The sequence below is a fragment of the Bradyrhizobium sp. CIR18 genome, assembly GCF_014198295.1.
Classification (GTDB): domain Bacteria; phylum Pseudomonadota; class Alphaproteobacteria; order Rhizobiales; family Xanthobacteraceae; genus Bradyrhizobium.
Genome location: NZ_JACIHF010000001.1, coordinates 917,657 through 930,078, shown reverse-complemented (window position 1 = coordinate 930,078; position 12,422 = coordinate 917,657). Strand labels below are relative to the sequence as shown.

General features: G+C 64.1%; 11 protein-coding genes. 9 read left to right on the top strand and 2 right to left on the bottom strand.

The features are described 5' to 3' along the window. Window positions 1-62: 62 nt before the first annotated feature. Window positions 63-2,282, top strand: a complete 2,220-nt coding sequence (locus tag GGD65_RS04505) for a DNA/RNA non-specific endonuclease (protein WP_183234492.1) — start codon at window positions 63-65, stop codon at window positions 2,280-2,282. A gap of 120 nt (window positions 2,283-2,402) precedes the next feature. On the opposite strand, the gene GGD65_RS04500 is transcribed toward GGD65_RS04505, so the two are convergent. Both GGD65_RS04500 and GGD65_RS04495 read right to left on the bottom strand, forming a co-directional pair. Beyond that, on the bottom strand, window positions 2,403-3,338 hold the full coding sequence (locus GGD65_RS04500; RefSeq protein ID WP_183234491.1) for a cyclase family protein: 936 nt from the start codon (window positions 3,336-3,338) through the stop codon (window positions 2,403-2,405). Between the two features lie 195 nt (window positions 3,339-3,533). Continuing rightward, window positions 3,534-4,424 carry a LysR family transcriptional regulator gene (locus GGD65_RS04495; protein ID WP_183232105.1) on the bottom strand — a complete coding sequence of 297 codons (891 nt, stop codon included), beginning with the start codon at window positions 4,422-4,424 and terminating at the stop codon, window positions 3,534-3,536. Window positions 4,425-4,521: 97 nt separating this feature from the next. Here GGD65_RS04495 and GGD65_RS04490 point away from each other — a divergent pair, with 97 nt between their 5' ends. From GGD65_RS04490 to GGD65_RS04445, 8 genes are all read left to right on the top strand, one after another. Next, window positions 4,522-5,496 carry a nitronate monooxygenase family protein gene (locus tag GGD65_RS04490; protein ID WP_183234490.1) on the top strand — a complete coding sequence of 325 codons (975 nt, stop codon included), beginning with the start codon at window positions 4,522-4,524 and terminating at the stop codon, window positions 5,494-5,496. A 54-nt stretch (window positions 5,497-5,550) separates the two neighbouring features. Then, the gene (locus GGD65_RS04485) at window positions 5,551-6,627 is read left to right on the top strand and encodes a nitronate monooxygenase family protein (RefSeq protein ID WP_183234489.1); all 1,077 of its coding nucleotides are present in this window, start codon (window positions 5,551-5,553) and stop codon (window positions 6,625-6,627) included. 140 nt (window positions 6,628-6,767) lie between these two features. After that, window positions 6,768-7,055, top strand: a complete 288-nt coding sequence (gene gatC / locus GGD65_RS04480; RefSeq protein ID WP_028143922.1) for an Asp-tRNA(Asn)/Glu-tRNA(Gln) amidotransferase subunit GatC — start codon at window positions 6,768-6,770, stop codon at window positions 7,053-7,055. A 14-nt stretch (window positions 7,056-7,069) separates the two neighbouring features. Then, window positions 7,070-7,282 (top strand): hypothetical protein, encoded by a 213-nt coding sequence (locus tag GGD65_RS04475; protein ID WP_018321091.1) that lies wholly within the window; start codon window positions 7,070-7,072, stop codon window positions 7,280-7,282. After that, window positions 7,279-8,754, top strand: coding sequence for an Asp-tRNA(Asn)/Glu-tRNA(Gln) amidotransferase subunit GatA (gene gatA, locus GGD65_RS04470; protein ID WP_018321090.1), 1,476 nt, complete (start codon window positions 7,279-7,281; stop codon window positions 8,752-8,754). Before GGD65_RS04475 ends, gatA begins: the two co-directional genes overlap by 4 nt. Further along, entirely contained in the window at window positions 8,745-9,047 is a 303-nt protein-coding gene (locus GGD65_RS04465; RefSeq protein ID WP_018321089.1) for a hypothetical protein, read from the top strand. The genes gatA and GGD65_RS04465 overlap by 10 nt, the downstream gene beginning before the upstream one ends. Next, the gene (gene gatB / locus GGD65_RS04460) at window positions 9,044-10,522 is read left to right on the top strand and encodes an Asp-tRNA(Asn)/Glu-tRNA(Gln) amidotransferase subunit GatB (protein ID WP_183234488.1); all 1,479 of its coding nucleotides are present in this window, start codon (window positions 9,044-9,046) and stop codon (window positions 10,520-10,522) included. Before GGD65_RS04465 ends, gatB begins: the two co-directional genes overlap by 4 nt. A gap of 1,577 nt (window positions 10,523-12,099) precedes the next feature. Next, window positions 12,100-12,366 carry a hypothetical protein gene (locus tag GGD65_RS04445; protein WP_018321086.1) on the top strand — a complete coding sequence of 89 codons (267 nt, stop codon included), beginning with the start codon at window positions 12,100-12,102 and terminating at the stop codon, window positions 12,364-12,366. Window positions 12,367-12,422: the final 56 nt, after the last annotated feature.

Here is a 12,422-nt window from a genome sequence, read left to right as displayed (position 1 = left end):
CGCGCAGATTTTTTCAGGCGCTCACCAGGTCCAATATTCGCCAGTCATTTGAGAGGTCACCGATGCTCATCAAGCCAAGCCTGATCGCGGGCTCAGAAAGGCGATTCAAGCAAGCCGAGTTCTCACCCGAAGCCTTGAACCGGAAACTGGGCGACGGTCCGATCGAGATGACGGTCGAGAAGATGCGCGTGCGCCAGCGCCAGCTGCTGGCCGAGACGCAGGACGTGGAGAAGGCCGAGATCGGCCTGGAGCGGATCATCCAGGGCAATGATCTCGACAGCATCAACTATCTCGCCAAGGGGACCGCGGCCGCGCGCTCGGTCTGCCGCATTCAGCTCAGGGATCTCAAGTCGAACCTGCTCGGCTACGGCTCGGGCTTTCTGATCGGGCCGGGCCTGCTGCTGACAAACCATCATGTCTTCGGCAAGCCGGCCGACGCCGCCAATTCGATCGCCGATTTCAACTACGAGCTCGACGTCTCCGGACAAGAGCGTGTGCCTGTGCGGTTCGGTTTCGAGCCGGGCAAGTTCTTCTACACCAATGACAGGCTGGATTTCTCGGTCGTCGCGGTGGCGCCGACCTCGCTGTCGGGCCACGAGGAGCTCGAGGATTGGGGATGGTTGCCGCTCAGCGGCGCGCCCGGCAAGGCAGACCCCGGCGAGTACCTCACCATCGTCCAGCACCCCAGCGGGCAGATGAAGCAGGTCTGCGTCCGCGAGAACAAGCTGCTCAAATATGTCGGCGACTTCCTCTGGTACAACACCGATACGACGGCGGGATCGTCGGGCTCGCCGGCGTTCAACCGCTTCTGGCAGGTGGTCGCGCTGCACCACAGTGGCGTTCCCCGGAAGGATGCGCAGGGCCGCACCCTGGCCAAGGATGGCAAGGTCTGGAAGCCGTCGATGGATGAATCTCTGATCGACTGGATCGCCAATGAAGGCATCCGGATCAGCGCGATCGTCGCCGATCTCAAGGTCGCCGTTGGCTCCCATCCCCTGATCAAGCCGGTGCTGGACGAGGAAGAGCCGCCGATCCGGCTCGAGGTCGAGAAGGCCCGCGCGCCGGTCGCCGCGCCTGCGTTCAGCGCCAATGTCTGGGTCGAGCAGTCGCTCGACGGCACCTCGCTGGTGGTTCCGATCCGCGTGCCATTGCCGATGTTCCGGAAGGAGATTCCGTTCGCGCCGCTGGCACCCGAGCCGGGCCCGGCTGGGGGCAACGGAGGGGCGCAGAACGGCGGTATGCCGAACGGTGGCAAGCCGTTGATCGCTCCGCCGGCCGGCCTCCTGCCTCGCATCAGTGCGAACGGCCTGCCCATGGAGGCCGTGCATATCGATCAGAGCACGCTGAAATCGCGTCCCGGATACAAGGCAAATTTTCTCGGCACCGGTAAATTCTCGGTGGCCCTGCCGAAGATTCCGGCCGCGCTCAAGTCCAGAATCGCGACGCTCAAGGGAAGCTCCAGGCAGTCCGAGCTGAAATATTTCAACTACAGCGTCGTCATGAACAAGGAGCGCCGGCTCGCCTTCTTCAGCTGTGTCAATATCGACGGCGGGCAGCAACAGGACGTCGGCAAGCGCGAAGGCGATTCCTGGTTGCGCGATCCGCGCATCGACGACGATGCCCAGATCGGCGACGAATTCTACCGCAAGCAGGCCACGTTCGAAGCGGACCGCAGCAAGAATCCGTTCGATCGCGGTCATCTCGTGCGCCGCCTCGATGCGACCTGGGGCGACACCGTCGCCGCGGCCAAGCAGCATGGCGACGATTCCTTCCACTTCACCAATTGCTCGCCGCAATTCTTCTCGTTCAACCAGGGTAAGCAGCTCTGGGCGGGCCTGGAAGATTACACGCGCGATGTCCTGCTTGAAGGCGAGGAGAAGGGCATCGTCATGAACGGTCCGGTGTTCGACGGGCCGGATGCCGATGGATCCGATCTGCCCAATCCGGCCGGGCGGCCGCACAAGGATCCGAGCTTCGGCGGCGTTCAGATCCCGAAATATTTCTGGAAGATTCTGATCCGACGCAACGAGGATGACGACGCTCTCAAGGCGGCGGCGTTCCTGATGAGCCAGCGGAAGCTGGTCATGGAGATCGATCGCATCCAGGAGGCGGATCTGCGCGAAAAGATGTCGGAGGAGGATGTCAGTGTCTTCCAGGTCTCGATCGCGGACCTCGCGAAATTGACCAAGCTCGATTTCGGCAATCTCACTGATGCGGATTCGCACGAGGCGACCTCGGTCGGCCCGCGGCGGATCGAGTCCTATGAGGACATTCGACTCTGATGAGCGCTTCGGTTCGCGAGGCAGCGAAACCGAGGCGACGTTCGGGTGAGGGCAGCGGTGCGCTCTATCGAGGCACTGCAAGTCCTCACCCGGCTTCTTTCGCCAGACGCGCGTCCGACGTCAGCGGATCGCGATCGGGTTGATCATTGCCTGTACGCCGCCGGTCCAGCGCGGCTGGCCCAGCACGAACAGGAATTCATAGCCCTTGTCGCGCGCGAGCGCCGCGGTGTCCATGTTCTCGAGGATATAGGTCCCATTCATCGCAAGCAGGATCTGGTGCACCTCGAACACGTTCTTGGATTCGAACGGCAGCACCTCGAGGGCCCAGGTATCGGCACCCACTGCGACGACGCCCTTGCCGGTCAAATACTTCGCGCCTTCGACGCCGAGGCCGGGCTCGCCGGCGGAATAGCGCTTGTCGTCCTTGCCGATCAGGCTGAGCCAGCCGGTGTGGAAGATCACGACGTCGCCCTGGCGGATCTCGACGTTCTGCTGCTTGGCGGCTTCCTCGATCTCCTTGACGTTGAAGGCGGTTCCTTCCTTCACCACGTCGGTCTTGAAATAGGCGGCCATGTCGAGCAGCACGCCGCGCGTGACCATCGGCGGCACCTTTTCGATGCCGAGCTTCTTCAATCCGTTCGGATCGGCGAAGTCGGCGAGCTTGTTGCCGTTGTAATAGACGTGCTCGACGCCGAGATGACCGAGCCCGTCGAGCTGGCTGCCGATGCCGACCCAGGTGTCGAGGATGTCGTCGTTATAGGTGGCCTTGTTGGGACCGAGGCCTGGAATGCCGGCCTGTCCGGGCTGCACGATGGTGAGCTTGAAGGCGCGCGGCGGATAGGCCGGCGTCTGCGGCGTGACGGGAATACCGAGTGCGTAGGTCTTGCCGGTCTTCACCAGAGAGGCGGCTTTCACCACGAGCTCCGGCGTCATGTAGTTGGCGGCGCCGATTTCGTCGTTCGGCCCCCATTTCGATTTGGTCCAGTCCTGTGCGTTTGCTGTTTGGATCGTCGCCGACAACGCGGCGACACAGCACAACACGAACGTATTGCGCATCGATAGTCCTCCCGATGTTTTGGCTTCGTTATGGTAATTTGCGCTGGCAGTGCCGCATCCTAACGTCAAAGGCGTCTGCGCTTCAAAATATTTCAGCGCGCGGTGCTGCGGCCGCCGAACGCAGCGCGACGTCGACCGATTCAAGTACGGCAGATTTGTGACGTTGAATTTCGTGCGATGGAACGTCTCAACGCGTCAGGCCGCGATGACGTCCTCATCGGACTTCAGGCAAGCGGCAAATCCGCTCAGCGCGCTGGATTGATGTCCGGCGCGGCGCTGGATGAAGAGTGTCTCGACGCGCGCGTGCGAGGTGCTCAGCGTGTGCATCGAGACGCTGCCGTTCATTGCGCTGCGCTCGACCACGGCACGCGGCAGCAACGTCACGCCCATGTCGGCGGCGACGCAGCCGATCATGCCGTCAAGCGTGCCGAGCTCGAAGCGCGTGGCTGAGGGCCAGCCGAACTCGACGAACACCTGCTCGAGCCGCTGGCGGTAGGTGCAGCCGGTGCGAAACACCAGTGCCGTCGGGCCGGACTCCGGCGTGCCGGCGCGCAGCTCGGCGAGGGAGGTCCAGCGCCGCGCGCTGACCAGCACCAGCTCCTCGCGGAAGGCGCTCGTCGCAGTGAGGTCGTCGTGCGCGATCGGACCTGCGACGAAGGCACCATCGAGCGCGCCTTCGAGCACGCTCGCGACGAGGTCGGCGGTCGGCGCGGTACGCAAGGACAGGCGCACCGCGGGAAAGCGGCGATGGAAGTCGGCGAGCAGCGGCGGCAGCCGCACCGCCGCCGTGGTCTCCATCGAACCGATCGCGAGCGGTCCCTTCGGCTCGCCATCGTCGCGCGCGGCAAGCACGGCCTCGCGCGACAGCGCGGCCATCCGCTGAGCATAGGGCAGGAGGCGCTTGCCGGCGCCGGTCAGCGTCATGCCGCGGCTATGGCGTTCGAACAGCTGCGTGCCGATCTCCGCCTCCAGCGCTTTCACGCGCTGGGTGACGTTGGATTGCACGGTGTTCAGCTCTTCCGCGGCACGGGTGATGCCGCCGCTGCGGGCGACGGCCGCAAAGGTCTGGAGATCGCTGAGTTCCATCGTACCGTTTCGCGTTTGAGATGGTAGCGTTCGCAACAATTCAATTTTCGAGAATGCTAATCGCACTTACTCTCGCTGTCCAGATCGGGGAAGGACCATGCCCATTGCGACACCGCTGACCACGCTGCTTGAGATCAGCCATCCCGTCCTGCTGGCGCCGATGGATGTCATCGCGGGCAGCCGTCTGGTCGCGGCCGTGAGCGGCGCCGGCGGGTTTGGCATTCTGGGCGGCGGCTATGGCGAGAGGACGTGGCTGGAGCGGGAGACCGCGAAGCTCGCTTCGCTGTCCGCGCCGTTCGGGATCGGCTTCATTACATGGAGCCTCGCCAAGCGGCCCGAGCTTCTCGACATCGCGCTCGGCGCAAGACCATCCGCGATCATGCTATCGTTCGGAGATCCTGCGCCGTTCGCGAACAAGATCAAGTCGGCCGGGGCGCGTCTGATCTGCCAGGTACAGGACGAGGCGATGGCGCGGCAGGCGCTCGAAGCCGGCGCCGATATCCTGATCGCGCAGGGGACGGAGGCGGGCGGTCACGGCGCCTCCCGCACCACGGTCGATCTCGTGCCCGCAATCGTAGATCTTGCCGCGGGCGTGCCCGTGGTTGCGGCCGGCGGCATCGCCGATGGGCGTGGGCTTGCTGCGATGATGATGCTGGGCGCGAGTGGCGTGCTGCTTGGCACGCGCTTCTATGCGAGTGAGGAGGCCGACGGTGCACAGGAGGCCAAGCGGCGCATTTGCGCGGCAAGCAGCGGCTCGACTGTGCGCGGCATCATCTTCGATCTCTCCCGCAACAATGTCTGGCCGGCGCCGTTTACCGGGCGGTGTCTAGTCAATGATCATGCCCGGCGCTGGAGTGGTCGCGAAGTCGAGTTGATGCAGAATGTCGCTGGGGTCGCGGCGGATTATGCCGCGGCCAAGGCAGCCGGCAATTTCGACGTCGCCGCCGTGATCGCAGGCGAGGCGGTCGGCCTGATCCATGATATTCCACCGGCAGCCGAGATCGTCGAGCGGATTGCGATTGAGGCCGGGCAGCTTCTTGCCGGGCGGCGGAACTCGGTAGTCGCGGGGTAGGATTCTTCACCCTCCCCCTCCAGGGGAGGGTAAGAGAAACGAGAGAGAACAACGATGTGGCCTGACCGTCGACTGATCGACCTCTTCAACACCGAATTTCCGATCGTGCTGGCGCCGATGGCGGGTGTGATGGATGCGGAGCTGGTGATCGCCGTGGCAGAGGGCGGTGGGCTCGGCTCGTTGCCGAGCGCGATGCTGTCGCCGGAGAAGGCGCGCGAGCAGGTCAACATCATCCGCCAGCGCGTGAAGGCGCCGGTCAACATGAACTTCTTCTGCCACACGCCGGTTGACCTTTCGACAGAGGCTGAAGCGCGCTGGAAGCAGCGGCTCACAGGCTATTACATCGAGCATGGTCTCGATCCCGCGGCGCCGGTCGCTGCGGCGAACCGCGCGCCGTTCGATGCCGCCTTCTGCGAGGTCGTCGAGGAACTGAAGCCCGAGATCGTCAGCTTCCATTTCGGTCTCCCGGAGCAGGCGCTGCTCAAGCGCGTCAAGGCCGCTGGCTGCCTCGTCATCTCGTCGGCGACGACGGTGAAGGAGGCGGTCTGGCTCGAACAGCGCGGCGTCGATGCCGTCATTGCGCAAGGCGCCGAGGCCGGCGGCCATCGCGGCATGTTCCTGACCGACAAGATCTCCGAGCAGCCCGGCACGTTCGCGCTGGTGCCGCAGGTCGCCGATGCCGTGAAGGTGCCGGTGATCGCGGCCGGTGGCATCGCGGACGGGCGCGGCATCGCCGCCGCCTTCGCGCTCGGTGCCTCGGGCGTGCAGATCGGCAGCGCCTATCTGCGCTGTCCGGAGTCCAAGGTCAGCGCCGGCGGCCGCAAGGCGCTGGCTGAAGCGCGGGACGATTCCACCGTGATCACCAATGTCATGACCGGCCGGCCGGCGCGCGGCGTCCAGAACCGCCTGATGCGCGAGGCTGGCCCGATCTCGCCGGACGCCCCGCCGTTTCCTCATGCCGCGACCGCGCTGGGACCATTGAAGACGGCTGCGGAAAAGCAGGGCAGGGTGGATTTCACCAATCTCTGGGCCGGACAGGCTGTGGCGCTGGGCCGCGAGGTCCCTGCGGCCGAATTGACCCGGAATTTTGCCAAATCGGCGCTGGCCCGCATGAAAGCGCTGGCCAGCTAAGCGCTTTAGGTTCTTGTTTGCGCATGATCTTTTCGGAAAACCGCTTCACACTTTTCCGGATCATGCGCTAGCGCCGGTTGCGGCGCAAAACCGGCCTCTGCTATACGGCACATAGGTTTTGCCGTGAGAGGCCTTATATAATGTCCGTCGACGCCGCTACCGTCCGCCGCATCGCGCATCTGGCGCGCATCGCGGTTTCCGAGGGCGAGGTTCCGCATCTGCAGGGCGAGCTCAACGCCATGCTCGCCTTTGTCGAGCAGCTCTCGGAGGTCAATGTCGAGGGCGTGGAGCCGATGACCTCGGTCACCCCGATGCAGATGAAGAAGCGGCAGGACGTGGTCGATGACGGCGAGATCGCCGACGATATCGTTGCCAACGCGCCCGCGACCGAAGGTCACTTCTTCCTGGTGCCCAAGGTCGTTGAATAAACAGGTTAGATCCGATGTGCCTGCTTTGCGACGATGAGAAGGCCTATCAGGCCTACATGAACTATCTCGACAAGATGGAGCGGCAGGGCAAGGCTGCCGATCCCAACGTCGCCGTCAATGCCGTGCTCGACGAGATCGAGGCCGCTGCGAATGCGGCCGCCAAAAAAGACGACCCGGCCAACGACAAGACCCTGTCTCCGTTCTTCTGCAGCCCGATCAATAAATGACCGATTTGACATCGCTGACGCTCGCCGAGGCCCGCAAGGGTCTCGCCGACAAGACTTTCACGTCCCTCGAGCTGACCGACGCGCATCTGAGCGCCATCGAAGCCGCGCGCGTGCTCAACGCCTTCGTGATGGAGACGCCGGAGCAGGCCCGCGACATGGCCAAGGCCGTGGACGAGAAGATCGCCAAGGGCGATGCCGGCCCGCTCGCCGGCATTCCGCTCGGCATCAAGGATTTGTTCGCGACCAAGGGCGTGCGCACCACGGCATGCTCGAAGATCCTCGGCAATTTCGTGCCGACCTACGAGTCCACCATTACCTCGCAGCTGTGGCGCGACGGTGCGGTGATGCTCGGCAAGCTCAACAATGACGAGTTCGCGATGGGCTCGGCGAACGAGACCTCGTGCTTCGGTCCCGTGGGCAATCCCTGGCGGCGCGAGGGCAGCAACACCACGCTGGTGCCGGGCGGCTCGTCCGGCGGCTCGGCCTCGGCCGTGGCGGCACTGCTGTGCATGGGCGCCACCGCGACCGACACCGGCGGTTCGATCCGCCAGCCGGCGGCGTTCACCGCGACCGTCGGCATCAAGCCGACCTATGGCCGCTGCTCGCGCTGGGGCATTGTCGCCTTTGCCTCTTCGCTCGACCAGGCAGGCCCGATCGCGCGCAGCGTGCGCGATGCCGCGATGCTGCTGCGCTCGATGGCCGGCCATGACCCCAAGGACACGACCTCGGTCGACATCGCCGTGCCGGATTACGAGGCCGCGATCGGCAAGTCCGTGAAGGGCATGAAGATCGGCATCCCCAAGGAGTATCGTCTCGACGGCATGCCGGCCGAGATCGAGAAACTCTGGAGCGAAGGCGCGGCCTGGCTGAAGGCGGCCGGCGCCGAACTGGTCGAGGTGTCGCTGCCGCACACCAAATACGCGCTGCCGGCCTATTACATCGTGGCGCCGGCGGAGGCATCCTCCAACCTCGCGCGCTATGACGGGGTCCGCTATGGCCTGCGCGAGCAGGCCAAGAACATCGTCGAGCTCTACGAGAACACCCGCGCCGAAGGTTTCGGCGCAGAGGTTCGCCGCCGCGTCATGATCGGCACCTATGTGCTCTCGGCCGGCTACTACGACGCCTATTATCTGCGCGCGCAAAAGGTGCGCACGCTGATCAAGAAGGATTTCGAGGATTGCTTCGCGCGGGGCGTCGACGCGATCCTGACGCCGGCGACGCCGTCGGCGGCCTTCGGCATCGGCGAGAAGGGCGGCGCGGATCCGGTCGAGATGTATCTCAACGACATCTTCACGGTGACCGTGAACATGGCGGGCCTGCCCGGCATCGCGGTGCCCGCCGGCAAGGACGCGCAAGGCCTGCCGCTCGGCCTGCAGCTGATCGGCCGTCCGTTCGAGGAGGAGACGCTGTTCTCGCTCGGCGAGGTGATCGAGCAGGCGGCCGGCCGCTTCACGCCCGCGAGGTGGTGGTGAATGTCGCCGCGTTCATCGCGAGCCTCGACAGCGCGGCGCCCGCGCGACACCTGAGCGCGCCGCTCGCCGGCCTGTGGTGGGCCGCGAAGGGCGATTGGGATCAGGCGCACAAGATCGTCCAGGACGACAACGGCCGTGACGCGGCCTGGGTGCACGCCTATCTGCACCGCGTCGAGGGCGATCTCGGCAATGCCGGCTACTGGTACCGCCAGGCCGGCCAGCCCGCGGCAAAGGATTCATTGGAAGCGGAGTGGGAGCGGATCGCTGTCACGCTGCTCGGGAGCACGACATGAGCACGGCCACGCACAAGCTTCTCAAGGGCGCCACCGGTGATTGGGAGGTGGTCATCGGCATGGAGATTCACGCCCAGGTGACGTCGAACTCAAAGCTGTTCTCGGGCGCCTCGACCGCGTTCGGCGGCGAGCCGAACACGCAGGTGTCGCTGGTCGATGCCGCGATGCCGGGCATGCTGCCCGTCATCAACGAGGAATGCGTCAGGCAGGCTGTCCGGACCGGGCTCGGTCTCAACGCGCAGATCAATCTGCGTTCGGTGTTCGACCGGAAGAACTACTTCTATCCCGACCTGCCGCAGGGCTACCAGATCAGCCAGTACAAGTCGCCTGTCGTGGGCGAGGGCGAGGTGATTGTCGATCTCGACGGCGGCCGCAGTGTCTCCATCGGCATCGAGCGGCTGCATCTGGAGCAGGATCCCGGCAAAATGCTGCACGACCGGTCTCCGTCGCTGTCCTACATCGATTTCAACCGCTGTGGCGTGGCGCTGATGGAGATTGTCTCGAAACCGGACATCCGCGACGCCGAGCAGGCCAAGGCCTATGTGACCAAGCTACGCTCGATCATGCGCTACCTCGGCACCTGTGACGGTGACATGGAGAAGGGAAGCCTGCGCGCCGACGTCAACGTCTCCGTGCGCAAGCCCGGTGGGCCGCTCGGCACCCGCTGCGAAATCAAGAACATGAACTCGATCACCTTCATCGGCCAGGCGATCGAGTATGAAGCGCGGCGCCAGATCGAGATCCTGGAGGACGGCGGTCAGATCGAGCAGGAGACACGCCGGTTCGATCCCAACAAGGGCGAGACCCGCTCGATGCGGTCCAAGGAGGAGGCGCATGACTATCGCTACTTCCCCGATCCCGACCTGCTGCCGCTGGAGTTCAGCCAGGAATTCGTCGACGAGCTGAAGGCGAAGCTGCCGGAGCTGCCGGACCAGAAGAAGACACGCTTCGTCGCCGATCTCGGCCTGTCGCCCTATGACGCGAGCGTGCTGGTCGCCGAGCGCGAGAGCGCGGTGTTCTACGAGACCGTGCTCGAGAAGCTCGGCAACCGCGCGCGCGACGGCAAGATGGCGGCGAACTGGGTGATCAACGAACTGTTCGGCCGTCTCAACAAGGAAGGCCGGGATATTACGGGCTCTCCGGTCAGCGCCGAGCAGCTCTCGGGCATCATCGACCTGATCGGAGAGGGCACGATCTCGGGCAAGATCGCCAAGGATCTGTTCGAGATCGTCTGGCAGGAGGGCGGCGATCCCCGCGCGCTGGTGGAAAGCCGCGGCATGAAGCAGGTCACGGATCTTTCGGCGATCGAAAAGGTTGTCGACGACATCATCGCGGCCAATCCCGACAAGGCCGCGCAGGTCAAGGACAAGCCGCAGTCGCTCGGCTGGTTCGTCGGTCAGGTGATGAAGGCGTCCGGCGGCAAGGCCAACCCGCAGAGCGTCAACGACGTGCTCAAGTCGAAGCTCGGCCTCTAACCTCGCGCGTTCGAACGAGGTGACGGACACGCTCCGTCACCTCGCTGTCGGTTTTCGATGCGACGCTCGCGCGCACCCTCGGCGGTAAACTTCATCCCGACCAGACGCGATGCAACGGCCGAATCGCCGTCACGCGATTCGCGCAAAACGGCGGCTCGCACACGCTCCGGCGAGCGTTCGCGCCGTTAAGCATGAAAATATTTTCGTTGCCAAAAATCGCGACTCAGAGTCCGCGAAGCGCCCTTGCGAGGTGATCGCGGGATCGGCGATGCGCATCATCGCGATGATCGCGCGCGATGCGTACGCAAAGAAAAATACTTGCTGCATAGTGTTTTTCTGCAATCGCATCCGCCGCGAACGTCGATGCTGCGCGTACGCTCTGCGGTCGCTCGCACCCGTCGTTCGGTGCGCTTGCATCGCGTTCGCAAAGCGCACGCGCGTTGCGTCGTCAACACTTCTTTAAGCGAGACGCTGTTTTTTTCGTTGTGTTGGTGTATTCGGGATGAGTGTGCATTCGATCCCCGACTGCACGCAGCGATTAAAGCCATCTCACACATCGGAGGGCAACATGGCCAAGAAAGCGAAGAAGGCGAAGAAGGCGAAGAGCGCAGTGAAGAAGACTGCGAAGAAGACCCGCAAGGTCGCGAAGAAGAAGAAGTAACTTCGCTTCTGAAGTTGCCGGCTCCAGCAGCCGGCACGTCATCAGCGCCTCCTAGAGGTTCTGGTCGACGATAGAGGGTGTCGGCGAGACATCAGGTCAACGGTCGGACCGTTCTCTTTGCGGTCCGGCAGAAGAAACTAGTTTTCTTCGTTCGGTGCGGGGCCGGTTCTCCGGTTCTGCAATTTCACGAGTGGCCTCGCGGTCAAAGTGGAATCTGGTCCTGACGTGTTCGCCGACGCCCTCGTTCTCCTGAGGCCGGGGTATTGCCGGCATTTCCTTTTCCCCACATTGCTGATCTGACCACGGCGTCATCGTTGCGCTGGCCGCTCCACCTTGGGCAGGCGAGGGCTGGGGCCTGATTGCGCGCTGCTCGCACGCCGCTTTCGCCATTCGCGGTGTCATCGCCGCGCTCCGGCCGGGCGATCCAGTACGCCGGGCTGCTCGTGCGACATTGCCGTCTCTGGAGTGCCGGTCACCCTTCTGCCGCCTTCGCCGAAGCTTCGGCGCTCAAGGACGACGGGGCCCGGCGAAGCCTTGGCGATAGCCCGGGCGCGGGCGACGATAGCGAGTGGGGACGCCGCAGGATGCGTCCACCGCGCGCGATGGTTATCGATGTCCCAAAATCCCAGGGTAAACCAAATCTGACGAAACGCAGAAGTGCCTGCAAATCAGCGATTTCTTGAATTCTGCGCGCCGGCGCCGCGCGCTCGCGTTTACGTCTGCTTCATCGCGATACTTAAATTGCCATTCAAATTTGCCCGCCATCATCGCCTCCAACAAGCCGGCAAACGGCGTTGGGCAAGAAGCCCAAGGGATGAGTTGAACAGTGCGCGGTCCCAGCAAGGGTCATGCACATCAGAGTTGGACGGGAGCCGCGCTCGGGGGAGCAAGGCACAAGAAAAAAAGGGGATGCGTTATGTTTCAGGGTACTTTCGATCTGGAGACGGCAACGCCGATCGACGCGACCGCGCTGTCGGACGTGCTGTTCGAGCGCGGGATCTATTGGGCGAGCGGCCGTTCCGGGCTCGTCGATCTCGTCGCCGCGCACAAATGGTTCAACCTCGCCGCCCTGAAGGGCCGCAAGGACGCCGTGACGCTGCGCCAGGAAGTCGCCGGGCAGATGTCGGATGCCGAGATCTCGGCCGCACAGCGCGAGGCGAGGGCGTGGGTCTCCACGCACTGAACCGAGAATCGCATCCGCACCCGTGTTCGCACGGGTGGGCCTGGTTGCGCTGAATC

What these genes read in the sequence shown, in the direction of transcription:
- GGD65_RS04505 (WP_183234492.1), top strand. Translation starts at nt 63, where the DNA reads ATGCTCATCAAGCCAAGCCTGATCGCGGGCTCAGAAAGGCGATTCAAG.
- GGD65_RS04500 (WP_183234491.1), bottom strand. Translation starts at nt 3,338, where the DNA reads ATGCGCAATACGTTCGTGTTGTGCTGTGTCGCCGCGTTGTCGGCGACG.
- GGD65_RS04495 (WP_183232105.1), bottom strand. Translation starts at nt 4,424, where the DNA reads ATGGAACTCAGCGATCTCCAGACCTTTGCGGCCGTCGCCCGCAGCGGC.
- GGD65_RS04490 (WP_183234490.1), top strand. Translation starts at nt 4,522, where the DNA reads ATGCCCATTGCGACACCGCTGACCACGCTGCTTGAGATCAGCCATCCC.
- GGD65_RS04485 (WP_183234489.1), top strand. Translation starts at nt 5,551, where the DNA reads ATGTGGCCTGACCGTCGACTGATCGACCTCTTCAACACCGAATTTCCG.
- gatC (WP_028143922.1), top strand. Translation starts at nt 6,768, where the DNA reads ATGTCCGTCGACGCCGCTACCGTCCGCCGCATCGCGCATCTGGCGCGC.
- GGD65_RS04475 (WP_018321091.1), top strand. Translation starts at nt 7,070, where the DNA reads ATGTGCCTGCTTTGCGACGATGAGAAGGCCTATCAGGCCTACATGAAC.
- gatA (WP_018321090.1), top strand. Translation starts at nt 7,279, where the DNA reads ATGACCGATTTGACATCGCTGACGCTCGCCGAGGCCCGCAAGGGTCTC.
- gatB (WP_183234488.1), top strand. Translation starts at nt 9,044, where the DNA reads ATGAGCACGGCCACGCACAAGCTTCTCAAGGGCGCCACCGGTGATTGG.
- GGD65_RS04445 (WP_018321086.1), top strand. Translation starts at nt 12,100, where the DNA reads ATGTTTCAGGGTACTTTCGATCTGGAGACGGCAACGCCGATCGACGCG.